A 24,379-nucleotide genomic window follows, 5' to 3' on the forward strand; every position below is an offset into this window, starting at 1 on the left:
TGTGATGAAGAAACAATGAAACTTACTGCGTTAGCAACTGCAGCAATAATAGAGCACTGTATGCAGCTCCCCAGCATCTTAACTATTAACTAGGGAGCGTGTAATGAAGGTTTTCTAGTTAATTTCTTGGCTTTCTTGAGTCAAAGCAAACTTGGAAGGGGGCAAACCAAAATGCAGCTTAAACTTTTGGCTAAAGTAAGATGGATCATTAAAGCCACAGTTAAAGGCGACGTCACTGATTTTCTCACCCGCCAATAACTGTTCACACGCCGTTTCTAAACGAACCTCTGTGACATAGTCTTTTAACGTTCTTGACGAGGCAGATTTAAAACGTCTCTGCAAAGAGCGTTCAGACATATACAGCATTTTAGCGGCTGACGCAGTGCCAAATTCAGGATCATGGTAATGCTCTGCCACTAATTGATAGACTTTTTGCAACCACTCTTTCTCTGGTGTGACTTGATCTTCTGCAATAGTTACAGGATTGAGTTCTTGCTGCGGTTCATCCAGATAACTCCTTTCCTTCGCAGATGGCCATGTAATCTCGACTTTGTTTTGAGCATCAGAAGAGAAGACAGCCAAATAACCACCACTCGTTGTCACTAGTTGGGCAAGGTGGTCAATACTCAACTCAGAGTGATTTAAGTTAGATGGAAGCCCAGTCGCGACTTTATTAGGTAATTGCGTCCCGTAATCAAGAAAGCTCAATGACACAATATCATGCCCCTTTTCTAGCATAATTCTAACCGTTTGACCCCGGAAAGAGCGCTTGATGATATTGGCAAAAATGCTATTGAAAATAACATCAAGATTAAAGCTTTCCAGAGCAACCCGGCTCTGCTTACTCTCATCTTCTAGCTCTACCAAAATACCCGCTTTTGCAAAGTCATCTTGCCATACATCAACCACTGACTGAGTTATCTGACTCAAGTTGTAGTTCTGACTCCCACCACTTACATCACTTGGAACGCTTTTGAGTTCATTTAACTGCCAATTCGTTTTAGCCAAATGATCCTCTGTCGCAGTGTCCAGAGGCATAGGTAGTTTCGCCACAATAAAGTCGACGCTTGATTTTATGGATAGAGCTACATGGTCTACGAGTAGGTTTCTAACTTGAATCTGTTTACGTAATTGCTGGTTGCTCGTAAGCAACACTCTACTTTGATGTCTTAACTGATTCGTTTTGAGGGTCACTTGAGCTGCTAGATCACGGTTAGCCTGTACAACGTAGCGCGAGCGCCAGAATACGAGTACTGCAACGACCGCAATACTAGCTACGACAAAGCCTAAAACAGCAAATCGCGATAGATACCAAGGATAAAGGACGATAAAGTGAGATTCTAAACCAACGACTCCAGCGGCAACTTGAGACTCATTACTGACCTGCAAGTGATATTCACCGGAACTAAGGTGCTCGAGTGTCAGTTGGCCCCCCTCTAACGTTTGCCATGGGTCATCGTTGTTCAATCGATAGTACAAGTTTTGACTGTCTGGTTTTGGCATCACACCGAATAAAAAACTCAGCGAAGATCCATATGGCAGTGTGAGCCCATTCAGATCGGCACTACCAACTTGCAGAACTTCATTTTCAAGCACAACTTGGCTAACAATAAACTTAGACTCTGGGGGATTAGATACAAGCAGCTTGGATGCTTCTGCTTTTACGAGTCCGTACTTCGACCCCAGAACAAGCTCTCGCTCACCAATTTCTGTCTGCTGTATAACGCTACAAATACCAGGGAGGAACTCATTGTTCATTAAGCCTGATGACGATGAGTAATGTTTCACTAACTCACCCGAAAGGTGGTAATAGCTTAAACCGACAGAGGAAGCTAACCATACACCTTGCCTGTCTCTGATCAAGCAAGCAGGTCTGGCGTTGGGCTCACTCATTTCAACAACACGTTTTTCATCGCTTCGTGTATCAGTTTTAAACACACCATAAGATGAAGCAAACCACTGGCTGCCATCAACCGCCGTGGTCATGTCTAATGATTCACCAAACTTTTCTGAAAAACGGATAAACTGGATGTTGTCATTACTGTATTGGTATACGCCATGATCGGTGCCTATTAATAGGGCATCTTCAGTATCATATAGGCGCGTAACCTTAGCAGGCAAATACTGACTTACTAGCCACTCACTTCCAAAGTTTCGTACGCTTTGTGCAGCAGTATCAACATTGTAAAGATGGTATCCGCTTGATACCCAAAGACGGTCATCACCATCAACGGTCACATGCTCTACGGCATGTCCGGCCATAACCTGTAAATAAGGAAATGTAATCTTGTTGAGACCATTTAGCTCAAATATTTCCAGCCCTTTTGAGGTTGCAAGCCAAAGCATGCCGTTTTGAAACGCAAATTCATTGATCTGCGACTCCAACTCTAAGACTTGGTTAATCCCACTCTTTCCTGAACGATAAATCTTTCGGTCATCAGCAAACCAAAGCGCACCATCAGGACCTTCAATAGTTTGCCGAATTCGTCCTGATAGGGTGTGTGAGTCATAACTACCAAAGGTCACTCGTTCAAATTTTTTACTAAATAGCGAGTAATAACGAATACCTTGGTTAGTCGCAATCCACATCCCTCCCATATTGTCACTCAACAACGAATAAATCTTCGTGTTACCTAACTCTAACTCAAGAAAACTTGCAGGCGCGACTTCGGTGACCTCACCTGAAAAAAATGAGTACAAATAAAGGCCATGCTCTGTCCCCACCCAATACTCTTGATTTGTCTCTGCGAATGTCAAAACATGTGAGCCGCCAATTCTAATCACTTCTTTATCAGGCTGGTAAATGTTGAAAATTAAAGCGCCACGCAATGTACCTATCAAAATTTCTCTTCGCGTGTGTGAATAATAGACTTTCTCAATGTAGTTTTGACCTGAGGCAGCGACATGGTCAAACTTATCACCTTCAGAAAGATAGAAGCCGGAAGTCGTTGCTAGTGCCCACTTCGTTTCAACTAGCACCGCATCATTAATGTAAACGTAGCTATTATTACTATGTTGATAGAGCTGCAATAGAGAGAAAGAGTTTAACTCGCTAGTGTCGATATTGTAGGTATAGAAATGCGCGCCATCACTCACCCAAATATAGTTCTTTGAAGACCCTATTTTTCTTATTTGTGAGCCTGGATTTAAACTAAAGACTAAACGTCGTTCCTGATTTGGATAAGTTCGATAGACCTCATTTTCAATAAAGGTCCAAAAAGCACCTTTATGATAGGCCAACTGCTTGGCCGACGTTTGTAGGAAGCTACCTGATTTAGGCAATATAGTTTGACCATCGTAAAACAGGACTCTCCCGTGTACGTCATGAATCCACAAACCGCCTTTTTCACCCAAGAACAACTTTTTAGCCGCGATAAAAGTACCCTTTGCCTGAGTTGGCAAAGGGTAAAAGATTGCATTTGCATTATGAAGCGCAAATGCTTGGTAGGATAAGACAAAGCCCAACAGAGCAAGGGCTAATTGGCGTAGCAAGACGAAAACCTTTTGTATCAATTTGTGCTCTGAAAGTGACCGTTCATCGTTTGTAAAACATGGATTGATACGGTTATTTTGAGCTGATAATTATTGGTAATGATATCTCAATTACTTTCTGAGAAAAGGCTCGCCTTACCAAAGGTTGTAATTCTTACTACTGGATCACGTTAAAAAGACTACTCCTACATTACGACAGCACTTAATCTGACTTTTTGTTCAAGCATTGCTCAAAACTATTCGCCATATTGTTGAGAAAAGTAAAGTAACTGCCAGGTTTTGCTTCAATTATACTCCCTAACGGGTCAAGCTCGCCTTTAGCGACATCACTGCCTCTCATTACGCTCTGAACGACAGCCGGGGTAAACTGAGGTTCAGAAAATACACAAGCCACATCTCCACCACTTAGCTTTTGACGAATTTGAATTAAGGTCTTCGCTCCTGGCTTGCGTTCTGGGCTCACAGTAAAATGCCCCATTTGATTTAGTTCATAACGATCTTCGAAATAACCGTAAGCATCATGGAATACAAAGTAACCTTTGTTTTTTACTGGTGCCAGCTTCTGCTTTATCTGTTGGTCAGTGTCTTTTAGCTCGAGTTCAAACTTTTTGAGGTTCGCTTGATATTGAGCTGCATTTTCCGGATCAAGTGATACAAGTTGATTCACAACAGCCTTGGCCACTTGTTGTGCTTGGCTTACACCTAGCCAAAAGTGCGGATCATGTGAGCCATGATCGTGCCCATCATGGTCATGGTTGTGCTCACTATCAAATTCACGCAATTCTAGATTTGGAATTTGACTAATAGTCAAAGTATTCGATCTATCCGAAACAACTTTCTCTAGAAACGGTTCAAGATCATGTCCGTACCAGATAACCAAATCAGCCGAAGCGACCTTTTTAACATCCGATGGACGCAAAGCATAGTCATGGGGTGATGTGTTAGACTGCAATAGCACGTCTGGTGAAGTTACTCCTTGAGTAAGCTCTGTTACTAACAACTGAATAGGTTTGATACTCGTCAGTACCGTTACCGCCTGTGCTGGCAGTGTTAACATTGCTGAAGCAGCAAGAATTAATGCTCTTTTCATAGTTTTACTTGGGATATGGCGTGGAAAGTGAGATAATGTTACATTATAACATTATTGATTTGCAAATGAGTTTCATTCATGTCTTCCTTAGTCCATCTTGAGCAGTTATGCGTCGAGTTCGATGGCCGCAGAGTTCTCGATAACATTAGTATGGAATTAGAAAAGGGCAAAATAACTACCCTAATTGGTCCCAATGGAGCGGGAAAATCAACGTTAGTCAAAGTTATCTTAGGTCTTCAAAAGCCGACTAGCGGCAAGTTGAACCGACAAAGAAAACTGAAAATTGGTTACGTTCCTCAAAAGTTGAAGCTCAATGACTCCCTTCCATTGAATGTAACCCGCTTCCTAAATTTAGCAGGAAAATACAGTAAGCAGGAGTGCATTGATGCATTAAGGCTTGTTGGCGCTGAACATTTACTTAATAGTAATATGCATCGCTTATCCGGTGGTGAAAACCAACGAGTGTTACTGGCGCGCGCTCTGCTTCAGCGTCCTCAGCTGTTGGTATTAGACGAACCAGCTCAGGGTGTGGATATCCAAGGTCAAATCGATCTCTATGACTTAATTGAGAGCATTCGTCACCGCTTTGATTGTGGCGTATTTATGGTGTCGCATGACTTACATTTAGTGATGGCGAAAACGGACGATGTTATTTGTCTGCATCACCATGTTTGCTGCTCAGGTTCACCTGCCACTATTACTCAGCACCCTTCTTACATCGCGCTATTTGGCAATGCAGCGAGAGAATCTCTCGCGTTTTATCATCACGACCATGAGCACCATCATCACGATTTATCCGGAACGCCAGTAAGCGGTGATGCGACATCATGCTCCCACCATAAACACGGACATCACCATCATGATTGAGTTTCTCCTACCTTCTATTCTTGCTGGTATTGGTATCGCGATCATTGCCGGTCCACTTGGGTCATTTGTCGTTTGGCGTAAAATGGCTTACTTCGGAGATACCCTAGCTCATGCATCGTTAATGGGCCTAGCGCTGGGCTTCTTGCTCAACGTAAATCTCTACCTTGCGCTACTCGTCTGCTGTTTAGCTCTGGCCGTTTTGCTTGTCACTCTGCAAAAGCAACAACTTGTGGCTACAGACACGTTGTTAGGTATCTTGGCACACAGTGCACTCTCTATCGGTTTAGTATCGGTTAGCTTTTTGGAAAACGTGCGCGTCGATTTAATGAGCTACCTATTTGGGGACTTACTTGCCGTCTCTCCACAAGATCTGATGTTTATTTACGCAGGTGTTGTTGCGGTAAGTGCGTGTTTGTACGTCTTCTGGCGCCCACTGCTTTCTAGCACTGTTAGTGAAGAACTTGCCGCTGTTGAGGGCGTGAATACAGACTTAGTTAGATTGGTGTTAATGCTAATGGTGGGTGTAGTAATCGCAGTAGGTATGAAGTTCGTTGGCGCGTTGATCATGACTTCGCTCCTAATTATCCCAGCAGCAACAGCACGTAAAGTCTCTTCATCACCAGAGCAAATGGCATTGTTCGCATCCATTATTGGCTCAGTGGCAGTACTGATGGGGCTTAGCCTATCATGGCACTTCGATACACCGGCCGGCCCTTCCGTAGTGATCAGCGCAACATCCTTATTTATGCTGAGCCAGCTGATTAAAAGCAAAGCATAATCGCATTGAGTATTAAACGCGAAAGACCTTGCTAACAACAAACATAAACCCACGGGAACGGAAAAAGAAAAGCCTGCGAAGTCGCAGGCTTTTTAATACTTATTAAGTAGTGTGGTCGATTACCAACCCGTCACTTCACGTAGACCTTGGCCGATCTCTGCTAGAGATTTCACAGTTTTAACGCCAGCCGCTTCTAGTGCAGCAAATTTGTCTTCAGCAGTACCTTTACCACCAGAGATAATCGCACCAGCATGGCCCATACGCTTACCAGGAGGTGCAGTTACACCAGCAATGTAAGAAACCACTGGCTTCGTTACATTTTCTTTAATGTATGCTGCTGCTTCTTCTTCTGCAGTACCACCGATCTCACCGATCATAACGATCGCTTCTGTCTCAGGGTCTTCTTGGAACAGTTTTAGGATATCAATGAAGTTTGAACCCGGGATTGGGTCACCACCGATACCAACACAAGTAGACTGGCCGAAACCTTCGTCAGTGGTTTGTTTAACTGCTTCGTAAGTTAGAGTACCGCTACGAGATACGATACCTACTTTGCCTTTCTTGTGAATGTGACCAGGCATGATACCGATCTTACACTCATCAGGAGTGATAACACCCGGACAGTTAGGACCGATCATGCGAACGCCAGTTTCTTCTAGCTTCACTTTCACGTCGATCATATCTGTAGTAGGGATACCTTCAGTAATCGTTACGATTAGCTCGATACCCGCGTCAATCGCTTCTAGAATTGCATCTTTACAGAAAGGTGCTGGTACGTAGATGACTGTCGCTGTTGCACCAGTCGCTTCTACTGCTTCACGAACTGTGTTGAATACAGGAAGACCTAGGTGAGTTTGGCCGCCTTTACCTGGAGACACACCACCAACCATTTGCGTACCGTATGCGATAGCTTGCTCTGAGTGGAAAGTACCTTGACCACCAGTGAACCCCTGACAGATTACTTTAGTGTCTTTGTTAATTAATACAGACATTATTTAGCCTCCGCAGCAGCAACAACTTTCTGAGCAGCATCAGTTAGCGACTCAGCAGCAATGATATCAACATCAGAATTAGCAAGAACTTCGCGACCTAGGTCAGCGTTAGTACCTTCAAGACGAACAACAACAGGTACGCTTACGCCTACCTCTTTAACCGCACCGATAATACCTTCTGCGATCATGTCACAACGTACAATACCACCGAAGATGTTAACAAGTACCGCTTTCACATTGTCATCAGATAGGATGATCTTGAATGCTTCAGCAACACGCTCTTTCGTCGCGCCGCCACCTACATCTAAGAAGTTAGCTGGTTTGCCGCCGTGTAGGTTTACGATATCCATCGTACCCATTGCTAGGCCTGCACCGTTAACCATACAGCCAACGTTACCGTCTAGTGCTACGTAGTTCAGCTCCCACTGAGCTGCGTGTGCTTCACGCTCATCTTCTTGTGAAGGATCATGCATTTCACGAAGCTTAGGCTGACGATACAGTGCGTTTGAGTCGATGTTGATCTTACCGTCAAGACATAGCAAGTTGCCTTCGCCAGTAATCACAAGTGGGTTGATCTCTAGCAGAGCAAGATCGTACTGAGAGAACATAGTGCCAAGACCCATAAAGATCTTAACGAATTGTTTGATTTGGTCGCCTTCAAGACCAAGTTTGAACGCTAGCTCACGACCTTGGTAAGCTTGTGGACCTACTAGTGGGTCAATTGCTGCTTTGTGGATGAGTTCCGGCGTTTCTTCCGCAACTTTTTCAATTTCCACACCACCTTCGGTAGAAGCCATGAAAACGATCTTACGGCTAGCACGGTCAACTACCGCACCTAGGTATAGTTCGTTCGCAATATTTGAAGCTTCTTCAACAAGGATTTTTGTTACTGGCTGACCATTTGCGTCTGTTTGGTAAGTTACTAGGTTTTTACCTAACCACTTCTGTGCAAACTCTTTAACGCCTTCTTTTGTATCGTGTAGCTCTACGCCACCCGCTTTACCACGGCCACCAGCGTGAACCTGACATTTAACTACTTTCTTGGCTGTACTGATACGGCCTGCGGCTTCAAAAGCTTCTTGTGGTGTATCACACGCGTAGCCTTCTGGCACAGGCAAACCGAATTCTGCAAACAGCTGTTTGGCTTGGTATTCATGCAAATTCATTTCGATATTCCGTTTGTTTTTCCCTTAAGGGATTTATTATTTCCATAACGCTGCAGTCTTGGCTGCTTGTACGTCTGTAGGGTCTTCTCAAATCAATCCTTCATAACGAGTACTCTTACTGAAGGATTAAAATGAAGGCCAAACGTTGAGCTAGTCTAGCCATTGAAATTTTTAACGTCTAGCTACCTACGATAACTAGACGTTTTAGCGATATTAAACGTCTAATAGGAGACGTGCTGGGTCCTCTAGTAACTCTTTAATCGTTACTAGGAAGCCAACTGATTCACGACCATCAATTAGGCGGTGATCGTAAGATAACGCTAGGTACATCATCGGCAAGATTTCAACTTTGCCATCCACTGCCATCGGACGCTCTTGGATCTTATGCATACCAAGAATCGCTGATTGAGGTGGGTTGATGATTGGTGTAGACATTAGTGAACCGAACACACCACCGTTTGTGATAGTGAAGTTACCGCCCATTAGCTCGTCTACCGTTAGCTTGCCATCACGACCTTTAATAGCCAGCTCTTTGATGCCTTTTTCAACATCAGCGAAACCAAGCTTGTCACAGTCTTTTAGGACAGGTGTAACTAGACCACGTGGAGTTGATACCGCCATGCTAATGTCGAAGTAGTTGTGGTAAACAATGTCATCGCCATCAATCGAAGCATTTACTTCTGGGTAACGCTTAAGCGCTTCTGTTACTGCTTTCACGTAGAAAGACATGAAGCCCAAACGAATACCGTGACGCTCTTCGAACTGATCTTTGTACTGCTTACGAAGGTCCATGATTGGTTTCATGTTCACTTCGTTAAACGTCGTTAGCATTGCCGTGTTGTTCTTCGCTTCTAGCAGACGGTTAGCGACTGTCTTACGAAGGCGAGTCATTGGAACACGCTTCTGACTGCGAGCCGCTGCCGGCACGTCAACCACTGCTGGCGAGTCTTCTTTTGACGCAGATTTAGCGTTCGCAAGATGCGCTTCAATATCTTCACGCGTAATACGACCACCAACACCAGTGCCTTTCACTTGGCTTGCTTCTAAGCCATGTTCAGCCAACAAACGGCGCACTGCTGGGCTTAATGCGTCATTACTTTCTTCGCTAAGCGCAGCTTTGTGACGCTTATCAGGAGATGCTTCAGTACCTTCTGTTTTGTCTGCAGTTGGTTCACCTGCAACTGCGCCTGGCTTCAATTTAGCAATGATTTGTTTAGAAAGTACTGTCGCACCTTCTGCTTCAACAATAGCTTCTAAAACGCCAGCTTCCGGAGCTGGAACTTCTAGCACAACTTTGTCTGTTTCGATGTCAACCAAAACCTCGTCACGCTCTACTGCGTCGCCTGGTTGTTTGTGCCATGTCGCTACGGTTGCATCAGCAACTGATTCAGGTAAATCTGGAACCAGAATTTCAATTGTCATATCTGTTTCTTCCTTTAACTTCTAATTCTTAATTCGAAGTTTTTGAGTTCACGTTCAGAGCGTCTTCAACCAACGCTTTTTGTTGTTTCAAGTGCACCGACATGTAGCCAACTGCTGGCGAAGCAGAAGCTGGGCGACCTGCGTATTTAAGATTTGCACCTGCAGGAATAGCGGCACGGAAGTTATGTTGGCTACAGTACCAAGCACCTTGGTTCTGAGGTTCTTCCTGACACCACACGAAGTCTTCAACGTTAGTGTATTGAGCAATTGCTGCTTGTACTTCTTCCATTGGGAATGGGTAAAGCTGTTCAATACGCACGATAGCAACATCGTCTTGCTCGTTGTTACGGCGCTGCTCTAGTAGGTCAAAGTAAACCTTACCAGCACAGAACACGACACGTTTCACTTTGCTTGGTTCTAAATCATCTACTTCTGGAATTGCAGATTGGAATGTACCATCCGCCAAGTCTTCAATCGTTGAAGTACATAGAGGGTGGCGCAGCAAAGATTTCGGCGACATAACAATGAGAGGTCGACGCATTGGGCGTACAACCTGACGACGAATCATGTGGTACACCTGAGCCGGTGTTGAAGGAACCACAACCTGCATATTTTGCTCAGCACAAAGCTGAAGGTAACGCTCTAAACGTGCAGATGAGTGCTCAGGACCTTGACCTTCATAACCATGAGGTAGAAGCATAGTAAGACCGCACAAACGCGCCCACTTTTGCTCGCCTGACGAGATAAACTGGTCGATAACAACTTGTGCACCGTTGGCAAAATCACCAAACTGTGCTTCCCAGATAGTTAAACCACCTGGTTCGGCTGTTGCGTAACCGTATTCAAACGCCAACACTGCTTCTTCTGACAATACTGAGTCAAAGACTTGGAATGGCCCTTGGTTGTCATGAATATTCGCTAATGGAATGTAAGTGCTTGCATCGGTTTGGTTATGAAGAACCGAGTGACGGTGGAAGAAAGTACCACGACCCGAGTCCTGACCAGAAAGACGAATACGCTTGCCATCGTCAACCAATGTAGCATACGCCAATGTTTCAGCCATACCCCAGTCAATGGCTTTTTCACCGGTCATCATTGCTAGACGATCGTTGTATAGCTTATTAACACGGCTTTGCAGTTTATGGCTTTCTGGGTACTGACACAGACGATTGCCTAGCTCAATAAGGCGTGTCTTGTCGTATTTTGAATCCCACTCCATATCCCATTCGTGCCCTAAGTAAGGGGACCAGTCTACAGAGTGCAACGCCATTGGACGCCATTCTTTAACAACCACTTCACCGCGATCTAATGCATCGCGATACTCATTGACTAACTGAGTCGCTGTCTCGATATCTGATTCATTTTTATCGATCAGAACATCTGCATACAATTTGCGTGGTGTAGGATGCTTTTTGATTTTCTGGTACATCAAAGGCTGAGTCGCATTTGGCTCATCCGCCTCATTGTGGCCGTGGCGACGGTAACATACAAGATCAATCACGACATCGCGCTTGAACTCGTTACGATAATCCAATGCAATGCGAGTAACAAAAGCAACTGCTTCTGGGTCATCTGCATTTACATGGAAAATTGGCGCCTGCACCATCTTCGCGATATCGGTACAGTACATCGTAGAACGCGTGTCACGAGGATTAGACGTCGTAAAGCCTACTTGGTTGTTGATGACGATACGTACCGTACCACCAACTTGGAACCCACGAGCAAGAGACATGTTGAACGTTTCGGCAACCACACCCTGACCAGCGATTGCAGAATCACCGTGGATGGTGATAGGAAGCACTTTGCTACCTTGATTATCACCCAAGCGATCTTGACGTGCTCGAACTGAGCCCATGACTACTGGGTTTACGATTTCTAGGTGCGACGGGTTAAATGCAAGTGCTAAGTGAACATCACCGCCAGGAGTCGCAAAATCAGCAGAGAAACCTTGGTGATATTTCACATCACCCGTACCCCAAGTTTCGTCGTGTTTACCGGCGAACTCATCAAACAGGTCTTGAGGTTTCTTACCAAGTACGTTCACCAGCATGTTCAAACGACCGCGGTGAGCCATACCGATAACCACTTCACGCATTCCACTTGTACCCGCATGACGGATCAACTCTTTCGTCATCGGAATCAGCGCATCACCACCTTCTAAAGAGAAACGTTTTGCACCTGGGAATTTCGCCCCGAGGTAACGCTCCAAACCTTCAGCGGCTGTTAGCTCTTCTAGGAATGTGCGCTTCTCATCTTTGTTGAATGATGGCTGGCCTACGACAGACTCAAGGCGTTGCTGAATCCAACGCTTTTGCTCTGTGTCAGTCATGTGCATGTATTCAGCACCGATGGAACCGCAATAAGTTTTGTTGAGGGCTTCATAGATATCTTTCAACTTCATGGTTTCTTGCCCAACAGCAAAAGAACCTACGTTGAAAGTTTCTTCGAAGTCATCTTCGGTAAGATTATGAAAAGCAGGGTCTAACTCCGCCACTGTTGGGCGTTGCCATAGACCTAGTGGGTCTAATTCTGCAGCTTCATGCCCGCGGAAACGGTATGCGTTGATTAGCTGTAGAACTTTTACTTGTTTTGCATCGACATCTGGGTCACTAACTTGGACATTGTAATGCTTTGTTTCTCTAGCGAGTCGTCGGAAGTAGTCACGGACACGTGAATGTGGTTGTTCTGCCACTTCTTCTGATGGCTTAGGCAAGCCTTCAAAAACACGTTTCCACTCCTCACTTACCAGATCGGGATCACTTAGATACAGTTCGTAGAGGTCCTCTACATACGTTGCATTGGCGCCAGCCAAGTGTGAAGACTCGAGCCATGCCTTCATCACGCCGTTGTGCATATTTTCCCTTAACCAGTAGTTTTCACGTTTGCTTCGGTCTTTGCCGAGCTATAAGAGCCGACTAAAAATACGGTCGGCAATTTTTGTATTCTTTACTCGAATATTACTGAAGCAGTGAAGCGGTCATATCGGGTGATCCGCAACACTGCGACATTCCTAAGAGCGAGTAAATTAAACCGAACGATTAACCAACATCGACTTAATGTGACCGATGGCTTTCGTCGGATTTAATCCCTTAGGACAAACACTTACACAATTCATGATGCCATGGCAACGAAAAACGCTAAATGCATCATCAAGATCAGACAAACGTTCATCTGTTGCCGTATCGCGGCTATCAATTAGCCAACGGTACGCTGCGAGAAGACCAGCTGGGCCGATGAATTTATCAGGGTTCCACCAGAATGATGGGCAAGACGTTGTACAACATGCACACATGATACATTCGTACAATCCATCTAAATGCGCACGATCATCAGGCGATTGTAGGTTCTCACGTGATGGTGGTAATGCACCATCATCAATCAAGAATGGTTTAACTTTCGCATAGTTATCATAGAACTGCGTCATGTCAACGATAAGATCGCGCACGACAGGTAACCCTGGTAGTGGACGAATAACTATCTTATCGCCTTGTAGAGCAGATAACGGTGTGATACACGCTAGGCCGTTTTTACCATTCATATTCAAACCATCAGAACCACATACCCCTTCACGGCATGAGCGACGGAACGCGATGCTTGGATCTTGCTCTTTTAGCAGAATCAATGCATCAAGCACCATCATGTCTGAGCCTTCGTCTACCTCAAGGGTATACTCTTTCATGTAAGGCTTGGTATCCACATCCGGATTGTAACGGTATAAAGAGAAGTTTAATTTCATAGTCGTATCCTCCCTTTAGTATGTACGTACTTTCGGCGGGAAAGCTTCACGATGCGTTGGCGTCATGTTCACATCACGCTTAGTCATCGCTTCTGTTTCCGGATTGTAGATAGAGTGGCATAGCCAGTTCTCATCATCACGCTCAGGGAAATCGAAACGAGCATGTGCGCCACGACTCTCTGTACGGTAGTTTGCTGCAACGGCAGTTGAAAACGCGGTTTCCATCAGGTTATCAAGTTCTAGACACTCAATACGCTGCGTGTTGAACTCTGAAGACTTGTCCGCTAGATGCGCATCTTTCAAACGTTCGCGAATCACTTTCAACTCTTCTAGACCGGTTGCCATCGCATCGCCTTCACGGAATACCGAGAAGCTGTTTTGCATGCATGCTTGTAGGTCTTTACGAATCTGAACTGGATCTTCACCACCAGTGCTGTTTTCCCAACGCATAGTACGCGCTAGAGACGCTTCAATATCAGATTCTGTTGCAGGACGAGCTTCTGCTTGCGCTGCTAGCGTTTCGCCAAGGTGCAAGCCAGTAGCACGACCAAATACGACCAAGTCTAGTAATGAGTTGCCGCCCAGACGGTTAGCACCGTGTACCGATACAGAAGCAATCTCACCACATGCGTAAAGGCCTTGTACTTCCATCTCGCTACCGTCGGCCTTCTGCTTAATTGCTTGGCCAGAGACTTGAGTAGGTACACCACCCATCATGTAGTGACAAGTTGGAATTACTGGAATTGGCTCTTTCACTGGGTCAACGTGTGCAAATGTACGAGACAGTTCACAGATACCTGGTAGACGTGATTCGAGTACTTCTTTACCAAGGTGATCAAGTTTCAACTTGATATGTGGACCCCAAGGACCATCACAGCCGCGGCCTTCACGAATTTCAATCATCATTGAACGAGCAACCACGTCACGACCAGCAAGGTCTTTCGCGTTTGGTGCGTAGCGCTCCATGAAGCGTTCACCATCTTTATTTAGAAGGTAACCACCTTCACCACGACAACCTTCCGTCACTAGAACACCCGCGCCAGCAATACCTGTTGGGTGGAACTGCCACATTTCCATGTCTTGCATTGGAACGCCTGCGCGAAGTGCCATACCAACGCCATCACCCGTGTTGATGTGCGCGTTAGTGGTCGATGCGTAAATACGACCTGCACCACCTGTAGCTAGAATGGTTGCTTTCGATTTGAAGTAGCAGATTTCACCCGTTTCCATACAAATCGCAGTACAACCCATGATTGCGCCGTCTTGGTTTTTCACAAGATCCAAAGCGTACCACTCCGAGAAGATGGTTGTTTTGTGTTTTACGTTTTGCTGGTAAAGCGTGTGAAGAAGTGCGTGACCAGTACGGTCTGCAGCAGCGGCTGTACGAGCAGCCTGCTCACCACCAAACTCTTTAGATTGGCCACCGAATGGACGTTGGTATATGGTACCGTTATCAAAACGAGAGAATGGAAGACCCATTTTTTCAAGCTCGATAACTGACTCAGGACCATTTTTACACATGTATTCAATCGCGTTCTGGTCACCGATGTAGTCGGAACCTTTAACGGTATCGTACATGTGCCATTGCCAATCGTCTTTGTGCGAGTTACCCAGAGCAACGGTAATGCCGCCCTGTGCAGACACAGTATGAGAACGTGTTGGAAATACTTTTGACAACAAAGCACATGATAGGCCTTGCTCTGAAATTTGTAGTGCAGCGCGCATACCTGCACCACCAGCGCCGATTACTACGGCATCAAACTCACGAACTGGAATAGACACTTACGCACCCCACAGAATAAATAGACCAGAGAAGACATAGCCGAATAGCACGGCAATAACACCAAGTTGTAGTGCGCCACGTAGTTTCGCGCACTTAATGTAATCAGTTAATACTTGCCACAAACCAACCCAAGCGTGAATCAGGATCGAGACAAGTGCCAACATGGTGAATACTTTAGTGAAGGTACCACCAAAGAATTGGGTCCAAGATGCGTAAGAGATATCTGAAAATGCACAGAAGCTAATCAGATAAATCGTGTATAGCGTCATAATGATTGCAGTTGCACGAATTAGTAGGAAATCGTGTACACCATTACGACCAAATGAAGATACGTGTTTTACCATACCAAGATCCCCGCCAATAATGATAATACTGCTGTTGCACCAAACGCGACTTTAGCGCTCATCGTGCCTGAATCTAGTTCTTCAAAGTGACCTAGATCCATCAATAAGTGACGGATACCACCTGCGATGTGGTAGGCAAGTGCAGTAAGAATTCCCCACAGGATGAATTTTACGAAGAAGCTATCGACGATGTCAGCGGCTTCCATAAAACCCATTGGGGATGACAGAGAAATGGATAGTAACCACAGTAATATACCCACCGCAACAAACGTAATTACCCCAGACACACGGTGTAGGATGGATGCGATTGCTGTGATAGGAAAGTGGATGGTCTGTAAATCTAAATTAACAGGTCTTGACTTTCTTTCTTTCACGGGCTTGCTCACTCAGCTCCATTGAGCATTTATTGTTATAACCAATTTCAGCTTCCAAACGTACAAAAGTTAACATCTATTTAACAAATATCGCGAGTAACCACTCAGATAATTGTAAACAAGTTGTTAACAAACGGAATCCAGCAACAAACCTCACTCTTTGTTTCTAGCCCCGAATTTATAAGGATTTAACTAAAATTTTCTTTGCCAATATACGGCGAGCAACATTCTAATACAATTGGTGTAACAAATTATGCTACATAGAACAGATTTTTAACGATTTTCATGAGAAAAATCATAACAAGTGCACACAAAGATGGAGAAAAATTGACTTTAAGCTTTAACAACAGTACAAAAATGGCACATAAACATCCTGGACGGATTAAATAATAAACAAAGGAGATTGTTATGGCGGATAAGAAAGCGACCCTTCATGTTGAAGGTCAAGCGCCAATCGAACTGCCAATTATGGACGGTACGCTAGGTACACCTGTAATTGACGTTCGTAAGCTGGGAGCCAATGGTTACTTTACTTTTGACCCAGGTTTTCTTGCCACTGCATCTTGTGAATCATCAATCACGTACATCGATGGCGGCAAAGGTATTCTTTTGCACCGCGGTTTCCCGATTGATCAATTAGCCAATAACGCAGATTACTTAGAAGTATGTTACATCCTTCTTTATGGTGAAGCCCCTACCCGAGAACAATACGAGCAATTCAAAACGACCGTTACTCGTCACACAATGGTACACGAGCAAATCGCAAGCTTTTTCCATGGCTTCCGACGCGATGCTCATCCAATGGCGGTAATGTGTGGTGTAGTTGGAGCACTTGCAGCCTTCTATCACGACTCTCTTGACATTAACAACGACGAACACCGCGAAATTGCAGCGTACCGTCTGCTGTCAAAAATGCCAACACTGGCGGCGATGTGTTACAAATACTCTATCGGTCAGCCATTTATTTACCCTCGTAACGACCTTAGCTACGCAGAGAACTTCTTGCATATGATGTTCGCAAACCCTTGCGAAGAGTATGAAGTAAATCCTGTGGTTGCCCGTGCGATGGATAAGATTTTCACTCTACACGCGGATCACGAACAGAATGCGTCGACATCAACTGTTCGCCTAGCTGGCTCTTCTGGTGCGAACCCATTTGCATGTATTGCCGCTGGTATTGCATCCCTTTGGGGGCCTGCTCACGGTGGCGCAAACGAAGCCTGCTTGAGAATGCTAGAAGAGATTGGCAGCGTCGATAACATCCCTGAATATGTAGACCGCGCGAAAGACAAAGATGACCCATTCCGCTTAATGGGCTTTGGTCACCGCGTTTACAAGAACTACGACCCACGTGCGACAGTAATGCGCGAAACGTGTCATGAAGTTCTCAAAGAGCTAAACATTCAAGATCCTCTGCTAGACGTTGCAATGGAACTTGAGCGCATTGCGCTTTCTGATGAGTACTTCGTGTCTAAGAAGCTGTACCCGAACGTAGACTTCTACTCAGGTATCATTCTTAAAGCGATTGGTATTCCAGTTTCTATGTTTACGGTTATCTTCGCGATTTCTCGTACCATCGGCTGGATTGCTCACTGGAACGAAATGCACAGCGATCCACTGAACCGCATCGGTCGTCCTCGTCAGCTATACACTGGCGAAACACAACGTGAGTTTTCTCCACTTCACGAACGTGAATGATCTTTTAGTACGAAGATAGAAAAACAAAAGGGTTGAGATTTTCGTCTCAACCCTTTTCCTTTTCAGCGCTTAACGTTACTAATAGCGAACGTTAAACCGGATTATCAATATCGATAAACTCCACATGTAGGCCGTATTCATCCGCTAGCCATTTGCCTAAGGCCTGAACACCATAACGCTCAGTAGCATGATGACCTGCAGCAAAGTAATGAATGTCCATTTCACGAGCGGTATAAGTGGTGCGCTCTGAAATTTCTCCAGAGATAAATGCATCCAGCCCGTGCTGTACAGCAAGTTCAATGAAATCCTGCCCTCCACCAGTGCACCAGCCGACTGTCTCAATCATCTTATCGGTATTCTCTGGAGCGATATGCAGAGGCTCTCTATCAAGAACTTGATTGATCTTGCTCGCAAACTCAGCACCAGACATCGTTTTTTTCAAGCGTCCAAACATGGCTACTGATTGAGGATGTCCTTCAAGTCCACCTTCTACTTCGATTTCAAGTAAGCGAGCTAATTCGGCGTTGTTGCCTAGCTCTGGGTGAATATCCAGAGGAAGGTGATAACCATATAAGTTGATATCGTTTTTGATCAGACTACGAATTCGTTTACCTTTCATACCACGAATTGGCTCAGGTTCACCTTTCCAAAAATAACCGTGATGAACGAGTAATGCGTCAGCGTTAAGCTCAATCGCTTTATCGATTAAGGCTTGAGAGGCAGTTACGCCAGTGATAATACGCTTTACGGCTGGCGTCCCTTCTACCTGTAACCCGTTTGGTGCGTAATCTTTAATTAACTGCGGTGACAGTTTGTCATTAAGAATCTGTTCTAGCTTTAAGTTATTCATTATTACTTCCAATTTCTAGCGCATGTAAACCTAAATAACCTCTCGATGAAATCAGACCGAGAGTGTGCAACCTAGTTGATACAACAACGTTTTGACATCTGGCACCTTGATATCATTTAGGTACTTAAAGTGTATCTCGAACCCTAATATCGATGCTAGCCACCCTACCCTCAAAAGCAAATTTAGTTACAATAACAAAGCTTGTCGCCTCACCATACATATAGGGATACGGATGAACCAACTGCAACGCTTTTACCAATGGATCGCCACTTCACCTCCTCTTTTCAAGTTACGCCCTCCGTTTACAACCTTAGAGGATCTTTCGGTAACGCCTTTAAATAACGCTGAGCAATACAATGGTAATCCAAGATTGGGCTTTTTATATCAGCACTTATGCACTGCAGTTCTCTCTAGTTCAGAACGATATCAGGTTATCGCGGAAGAGGTTCAGTTAAACGACATCGAAGGTAAGACTATTGGTGCTATCGACTTGGTGTTGCGGAATACAGAATCAAATCAAATAGAACACTGGGAAGTAGCGATTAAGTTTTATCTTCTTTATAACGGCGTATGGTATGGTCCGAATGCTCACGACCAGCTGCATACAAAACTGAATAGAATGCTTACTCATCAGTTGAAAATGAGCGATCGCCCGGAATTTCAAAAAATAATTCCGTTAAACGACGCTCCACAAGAACGTTTATTGATGCAAGGACGACTCTATATTAATCCGTTTACTCCAGAGCCAACTCCTAGCGAGTGCTTGGGTTATGAACTAAATCCAAGTCAGATTAGTGGTTACTGGTGCTACCAGAGCCAATGGGAGTTAATCGGTAAGCCACTTTATCATTTACACAAACCATGCTGGGCGATTGGTACGGACGATTTATCTCAACCCATTGAAAAGCCTTCAGACCGATTTGTACATGCACAAACGGAGGACGGTCAATTCTGGTTTGTGGTACCGGATTCCTGGCCCGGAAACAACTCAGTTCAGGAATCTTAAACGCAAAAGGGTTGATGCTTGCACATCAACCCTTTGTTTTCTAAATCGACTATTGAATGGTTTACAGGCCGGCAGCTGCAAACACTTGATTAACGATCTCTTGTGCTTCTGCTTCGATTTGTTTTAGGTGCTCTTCACCTTTGAAGCTTTCACAGTAAATCTTGTAGATGTCCTCTGTGCCTGATGGACGAGCAGCGAACCAGCCGTTTGCCGTCGTTACTTTTAGACCACCGATTGCAGCACCATTACCAGGCGCATGCGTGAGACGAGCCGTAATTGGATCACCCGCTAGTGTTTCAGCCGCGACCATTTCTGGTGACAACTTCTTCAGTACGTCTTTTTGTGGGCCATTCGCTACAGCTTGAATACGGTTGTATTTCGACTCACCGTGTTTCGCCGCTAGCTCTTCATAGTAGTCTTGTGGGTTCTTACCCGTTACCGCAGTGATCTCTGCCGCTAGAAGACATAACAAGATGCCGTCTTTGTCTGTTGACCAAGGCGTGCCATCTTTACGAAGGAATGACGCACCAGCACTTTCTTCGCCGCCGAAACCAAACTTACCAGTGTACAGACCGTCTACAAACCATTTGAAGCCTACTGGTACTTCACATAGTTCACGACCTAGATCCGCCACAACACGGTCAATCAGTGCACTTGATACTAGTGTTTTACCAACAGCGACGTCTTTACCCCACTCGCCACGATGACGGTACAAGTAGTCAATACAAACGGCTAAGAAGTGGTTCGGGTTCATCAAACCTTTTGGCGTAACGATACCGTGACGGTCGTAGTCAGGATCGTTACCAAATGCTAAATCGTATTCGTCTTTCAGTGCCAATAGACCCGCCATTGCGTAAGGAGAAGAACAGTCCATACGCACAACGCCGTCTTTATCTAGCGACATGAATTGGAAAGAAGGATCGATCGATTCACTTACTAGCGTTAGGTCTAGGTTGTATGCCTGACCAATTTGACGCCAGTAATCGATACCGCTGCCACCCAATGGATCTACACCAATCTTCAGGTTCGCTTTTTGGATTGCTTCCATATCGATAACGTTCACCAGGTCATCGATGTATGGCTTCACCAAGTCCATCTCTACAAACAGATCCGATGCTTTTGCTTCTGCTAGTGGTAGGCGTTTAACACCTTGTAAACCTTCAGCAATCAATTCGTTCGCACGATCTTCGATAGCTTGAGTCAACTCAGCTTCTGCAGGACCACCATGTGTCGGATTGTATTTGATACCGCCGTCTTGTGGTGGGTTATGTGATGGGGTAATAACGATACCGTCTGCTTTTTCATCGTGTTTGATGTTGTAAGTCAGAATCGCGTGTGAAATACCCGGTGTTGGCGTGTAACCGTTGTCTTGTTGGACAATCACTTTCACACCGTTTGCAATCAGTACTTCAATCACACTTGAGAAAGCAGGCTCAGATAGCGCATGCGTGTCTTTACCCACAAACAACGGGCCAATTGTGCCTTGCTCAGCACGAACTTCTGCTACCGCTTGAGCGATCGCTAAAATGTGGTTTTCGTTAAAAGTGTGCTTGTCTGCAGTACCGCGGTGGCCAGAAGTACCAAATTGAACTTTGTGTTCTGCGTTTGCCGCGTCTGGTTGAAGTAAGAAGTAGTTAGCAACGAGTGCTGGGATATTGTGAAGATCTTCCTGCTGCGCTTTTTGCCCAGCACGAGGGTGCATAGCCATGTTTGACATCCTTTCTTTAAATACAAATAAAATTAAAAAAGCCTCATAATATCCGCTCACTGCGACGCATTATGAGGCTTCTATCAGGTTTCTTAGATTGAACCTGTTACTTTTTCTATTAAGTCAGGTTGGAACCCCATGTGTGCCATCACTTGTTCAACCATCTGTCTTTTACGACTTGTATTGTTATTCGTGATAACCCAAAACGGTGTGCCAGGAATGGCTTTTGGCTTGGTCGTATTACCGTTTGCTAGCAAGGTTTCTTCATTATCTGCAAAGTACACGCGTTTGCGTCCTTTTACATTCGTAGCCTGGGCGAAACCTTCTGGATTCAATTTATGTAAGGTCGATAATACCAACATAAAGCGATCAATCGCTTTTTTTAGACCGGCAAACTCATCAGAAATAAGCAGCGAACGCATTTCTTTCACTACATCAACAGATTCCGTTTTACCCGCATCTTTACTTACTACAATCCCTTGTGGCTTCTCTACTACAGGCGCGGCTTTAGCTTCCTGCAACTGACCATCAAGGTTTAAAAGGCGTCGCAAAATATCCGAGGCGCTTTCACCGATATGCTTAGTTTGACTAGCTATATAACGGTATAGATCCTCATCAACCTCAATTGTTTTCATTCGCTTTTCACATTCTCAATGTTTAAACTCTGGGGGATTATAACGAGATCCACGCGGATACTCCACGTTAAACCCATCACGAATAAGATAAAATGTCAGCATTACTCAACTATAAGCAGGAAGGCCAAGGCCAAACAGTTGTTTTGATTCACGGATTGTTTGGTAGTTTAAGTAATCTGGGTCTACTCGCCCGCGATCTTATTAAAGATCACACGGTGATCAGTATTGATCTGAGAAATCACGGCCTCTCTTTCCACTCCGAAGTCCATAACTATACCGATATGGCAAAAGATGTGGCTCAGCTCCTTCAGCACTTAAACGTTGAGCCATCTATTGTTATTGGGCACTCCATGGGCGGAAAAGTCGCGATGGCTCTTGTGGACATTGCTCCAAATGTAGTCAAGAAGTTAGTCGTTCTCGACATGGCGCCTGTTGCCTACACTACGAACCGTCACGATAATGTTTTTAACGGCTTACATGCTGTTATTAATGAAAAACCAGCAAATCGACAGCAAGCCATGGATATCCTAGCTCAACATATTGAACTCGATGGTGTAAGACAATTTCTCTCTAAATCACTGTACAAAAATGGCGATAAGATGGATTGGCGGTTTAACGTACCGAGCCTTTTTGAGAATTATGACCAAATTATTGGCTGGCAAGAAATCACACCAACAGATATCCCAACTTTATTTATCAAAGGCGGCGACTCTGACTACTTAATGCCAGAACATCAGCCGGCAGTGAAGCGACAATTTAACCATGCTAAAGCACACATTATCGCTGGCACTGGTCACTGGTTACACGCCGAGAAACCGACAGAAGTAATGAGAGTCATTCGAAAATATATTTCGAGTTAACAAATTCGAAAAGCAACACTAGATTATTGAAATAACCCTTCTTGTAGTGCATTAACTTTACCGTTTAACAGTGGTATAGTGCGCCCAAGATTTTTCGGCATGAAGGGCTAAAATGCTTTACGACTATATGGATATGCTCGAGTCTATTGGGCTCGATCTTCTTTTTGCTGCTATCTTTTTTTTCATCGGGATGGCGATAAAAGATGTGCTAAAGCAAGGCAATGTACCTGTTTTTGGTCGTCGTATTGTGTGGTTAGTCCTTTTCCTAGGCTGTGCTGGCTTTATTGCAAAAGGTGTAATTCAGCTAACTTGGGAAGGCTCAGGGTTAGGTTAAACCCTTAGTAGCATCGCCAATAACAAACAATGTAAAGGTATAGACTCTATGGCAAGTGTAGGTATCTTCTTCGGTAGCGACACAGGTAATACTGAAGCCGTTGCAAAGATGATTCAAAAGCAACTAGGTAAACATCTAGTTCACGTTCAAGACATCGCGAAAAGCAGCAAAGAAGACATTGATAACTTCGATCTTCTTCTTCTAGGTATCCCAACTTGGTACTACGGCGAAGCACAATGTGATTGGGATGATTTCTTCCCTGAACTTGAGCAAATCGACTTCTCTACTAAGCTAGTGGCTATCTTTGGCTGTGGCGACCAAGAAGACTACGCAGAATACTTCTGTGACGCGATGGGCACAGTCCGTGATATCGTTGAGTCTAAAGGCGGCACAATTCTTGGCCATACCTCGACAGAAGGCTACGAATTTGAAGCGTCTAAAGCACTTGTTGAAGGTGACGAAAGCCAATTCGTAGGTCTATGTATTGATGAAGACCGCCAACCAGAATTGACTGACGAGCGTGTTGAAAGCTGGGTTAAACAGATCTATGAAGAGATGTGTTTAGCTGAGCTAGAAGGCTAATCAAATTGAATGATGCAAAGACCTCCACTTGGAGGTCTTTTTGTATGTATTGTCACACAGCATCGGTAAGTACTTCCTCTTCGCGATACTGAGGTTTCTTTCTTACATAAAGCTTGCGTTGAACCTCTGAAACCACATTCCCCTGTTTATCTTTTACATGAGTAATAAACTCAGGAAAACACTTTTCTCCATTCCGTGTCATTTGATAAATGTTTTCCAGCATCCCTTCAGTGACCTCAAATTCTGCAAACAAATCACTTTGCCCCGGCTTAATAAAGTTAATGCTTGCCTCTTTATCCCACACATAATATTCCTCTCGTAGAATCCCCATCAGCATCAACGAGTAAATAGGATCAGTTAAAGAGAAAATACTGCCGCCATATTGGGTGCGATTGGCATTTTTATTCCACCAGCGAAGCTTTAAACGTACCTTTACAGTACGGAAGTCTTGAGAAATATGTAAGATTTTAATACCCGCCCCCCAAAAAGGAGGCCAAATATTGAGTGCGAACTTTACAATTCCTGGTTTGTATATCTTCGCTAGTCGCCTATTCATCGCTATCCCTGCCCTCTCCAAGCTTAATGTTACACAATTGTAACTGGTCAGAGCTGTAATATAATGGACCTGTTTCTAATTTACAAAAAGATTCTATTAACCCTTT

The 24,379-nt window shown here is 44.6% G+C and carries 21 protein-coding genes; 7 read left to right on the forward strand and 14 right to left on the reverse strand.

Going from position 1 to position 24,379, the window contains the following annotated elements; genetic code table 11:
• Positions 1–114: 114 nt before the first annotated feature.
• Together R7Q48_RS11015 and znuA are read right to left on the reverse strand one after the other, a co-directional pair.
• Complete coding sequence (locus R7Q48_RS11015) at positions 115–3,492, reverse strand: AraC family transcriptional regulator (RefSeq protein WP_171053516.1); 3,378 nt, start codon at positions 3,490–3,492, stop codon at positions 115–117.
• A 202-nt stretch (positions 3,493–3,694) separates the two neighbouring features.
• Positions 3,695–4,582: a zinc ABC transporter substrate-binding protein ZnuA gene (znuA, locus tag R7Q48_RS11020; protein WP_138939159.1), complete on the reverse strand. Its 888-nt coding sequence runs from the start codon at positions 4,580–4,582 to the stop codon at positions 3,695–3,697.
• Between the two features lie 78 nt (positions 4,583–4,660).
• Between znuA and znuC the strand changes: the two genes are divergently transcribed.
• Entirely contained in the window at positions 4,661–5,449 is a 789-nt protein-coding gene (znuC, locus tag R7Q48_RS11025) for a zinc ABC transporter ATP-binding protein ZnuC (RefSeq protein ID WP_005382185.1), read from the forward strand.
• A complete protein-coding gene (znuB, locus tag R7Q48_RS11030; RefSeq protein ID WP_005382183.1) occupies positions 5,442–6,227 on the forward strand; it encodes a zinc ABC transporter permease subunit ZnuB in 786 nt (261 codons plus the stop codon). Before znuC ends, znuB begins: the two co-directional genes overlap by 8 nt.
• Positions 6,228–6,346: 119 nt before the next feature.
• Here the strand turns inward: znuB and sucD are convergent, their stop codons facing one another.
• From sucD to sdhC, 8 genes are all read right to left on the reverse strand, one after another.
• Positions 6,347–7,219, reverse strand: coding sequence for a succinate--CoA ligase subunit alpha (gene sucD, locus R7Q48_RS11035; RefSeq protein ID WP_005382181.1), 873 nt, complete (start codon positions 7,217–7,219; stop codon positions 6,347–6,349).
• Positions 7,219–8,385: an ADP-forming succinate--CoA ligase subunit beta gene (gene sucC, locus R7Q48_RS11040; protein WP_005382179.1), complete on the reverse strand. Its 1,167-nt coding sequence runs from the start codon at positions 8,383–8,385 to the stop codon at positions 7,219–7,221. Before sucC ends, sucD begins: the two co-directional genes overlap by 1 nt.
• Positions 8,386–8,598: 213 nt before the next feature.
• Positions 8,599–9,807 carry a 2-oxoglutarate dehydrogenase complex dihydrolipoyllysine-residue succinyltransferase gene (gene odhB, locus R7Q48_RS11045; RefSeq protein ID WP_005382177.1) on the reverse strand — a complete coding sequence of 403 codons (1,209 nt, stop codon included), beginning with the start codon at positions 9,805–9,807 and terminating at the stop codon, positions 8,599–8,601.
• 28 nt (positions 9,808–9,835) lie between these two features.
• A complete protein-coding gene (sucA, locus tag R7Q48_RS11050; RefSeq protein ID WP_005382176.1) occupies positions 9,836–12,661 on the reverse strand; it encodes a 2-oxoglutarate dehydrogenase E1 component in 2,826 nt (941 codons plus the stop codon).
• Positions 12,662–12,832: 171 nt separating this feature from the next.
• Positions 12,833–13,543, reverse strand: coding sequence for a succinate dehydrogenase iron-sulfur subunit (locus R7Q48_RS11055; protein ID WP_005382174.1), 711 nt, complete (start codon positions 13,541–13,543; stop codon positions 12,833–12,835).
• 15 nt (positions 13,544–13,558) lie between these two features.
• Complete coding sequence (gene sdhA, locus R7Q48_RS11060; protein ID WP_005382172.1) at positions 13,559–15,325, reverse strand: succinate dehydrogenase flavoprotein subunit; 1,767 nt, start codon at positions 15,323–15,325, stop codon at positions 13,559–13,561.
• Positions 15,326–15,670, reverse strand: a complete 345-nt coding sequence (sdhD, locus tag R7Q48_RS11065; RefSeq protein WP_005382169.1) for a succinate dehydrogenase, hydrophobic membrane anchor protein — start codon at positions 15,668–15,670, stop codon at positions 15,326–15,328. It lies immediately after the preceding gene.
• The gene (sdhC, locus tag R7Q48_RS11070; protein ID WP_017634811.1) at positions 15,664–16,056 is read right to left on the reverse strand and encodes a succinate dehydrogenase cytochrome b556 subunit; all 393 of its coding nucleotides are present in this window, start codon (positions 16,054–16,056) and stop codon (positions 15,664–15,666) included. The genes sdhD and sdhC overlap by 7 nt, the downstream gene beginning before the upstream one ends.
• 396 nt (positions 16,057–16,452) lie before the next feature.
• Between sdhC and R7Q48_RS11075 the strand changes: the two genes are divergently transcribed.
• Complete coding sequence (locus tag R7Q48_RS11075; RefSeq protein ID WP_005382163.1) at positions 16,453–17,742, forward strand: citrate synthase; 1,290 nt, start codon at positions 16,453–16,455, stop codon at positions 17,740–17,742.
• 91 nt (positions 17,743–17,833) lie between these two features.
• On the opposite strand, the gene R7Q48_RS11080 is transcribed toward R7Q48_RS11075, so the two are convergent.
• Positions 17,834–18,592 (reverse strand): Nif3-like dinuclear metal center hexameric protein, encoded by a 759-nt coding sequence (locus tag R7Q48_RS11080; RefSeq protein WP_318132283.1) that lies wholly within the window; start codon positions 18,590–18,592, stop codon positions 17,834–17,836.
• A 232-nt stretch (positions 18,593–18,824) separates the two neighbouring features.
• Here R7Q48_RS11080 and R7Q48_RS11085 point away from each other — a divergent pair, with 232 nt between their 5' ends.
• Positions 18,825–19,598, forward strand: coding sequence for a DUF1853 family protein (locus tag R7Q48_RS11085; RefSeq protein WP_053303293.1), 774 nt, complete (start codon positions 18,825–18,827; stop codon positions 19,596–19,598).
• Between the two features lie 61 nt (positions 19,599–19,659).
• Here the strand turns inward: R7Q48_RS11085 and pgm are convergent, their stop codons facing one another.
• Both pgm and seqA read right to left on the reverse strand, forming a co-directional pair.
• Positions 19,660–21,306: a phosphoglucomutase (alpha-D-glucose-1,6-bisphosphate-dependent) gene (gene pgm, locus R7Q48_RS11090; protein ID WP_256903178.1), complete on the reverse strand. Its 1,647-nt coding sequence runs from the start codon at positions 21,304–21,306 to the stop codon at positions 19,660–19,662.
• A 92-nt stretch (positions 21,307–21,398) separates the two neighbouring features.
• A complete protein-coding gene (gene seqA / locus R7Q48_RS11095; protein ID WP_005382149.1) occupies positions 21,399–21,941 on the reverse strand; it encodes a replication initiation negative regulator SeqA in 543 nt (180 codons plus the stop codon).
• A gap of 92 nt (positions 21,942–22,033) precedes the next feature.
• On the opposite strand from seqA, the gene R7Q48_RS11100 reads away from it, so the two are divergent.
• The 3 genes from R7Q48_RS11100 to fldA all read left to right on the forward strand — a co-directional run bounded on the left by R7Q48_RS11100 (position 22,034) and on the right by fldA (position 23,717).
• On the forward strand, positions 22,034–22,801 hold the full coding sequence (locus R7Q48_RS11100) for an alpha/beta fold hydrolase (protein ID WP_213871777.1): 768 nt from the start codon (positions 22,034–22,036) through the stop codon (positions 22,799–22,801).
• A 112-nt stretch (positions 22,802–22,913) separates the two neighbouring features.
• Positions 22,914–23,135: a DUF2788 domain-containing protein gene (locus tag R7Q48_RS11105; protein WP_005393038.1), complete on the forward strand. Its 222-nt coding sequence runs from the start codon at positions 22,914–22,916 to the stop codon at positions 23,133–23,135.
• A 48-nt stretch (positions 23,136–23,183) separates the two neighbouring features.
• Entirely contained in the window at positions 23,184–23,717 is a 534-nt protein-coding gene (fldA, locus tag R7Q48_RS11110) for a flavodoxin FldA (RefSeq protein WP_005382146.1), read from the forward strand.
• 52 nt (positions 23,718–23,769) lie between these two features.
• On the opposite strand, the gene R7Q48_RS11115 is transcribed toward fldA, so the two are convergent.
• On the reverse strand, positions 23,770–24,273 hold the full coding sequence (locus tag R7Q48_RS11115) for a DUF4442 domain-containing protein (protein ID WP_005382144.1): 504 nt from the start codon (positions 24,271–24,273) through the stop codon (positions 23,770–23,772).
• Positions 24,274–24,379: the final 106 nt, after the last annotated feature.

It is taken from the genome of Vibrio sp. 378, from assembly GCF_033339435.1.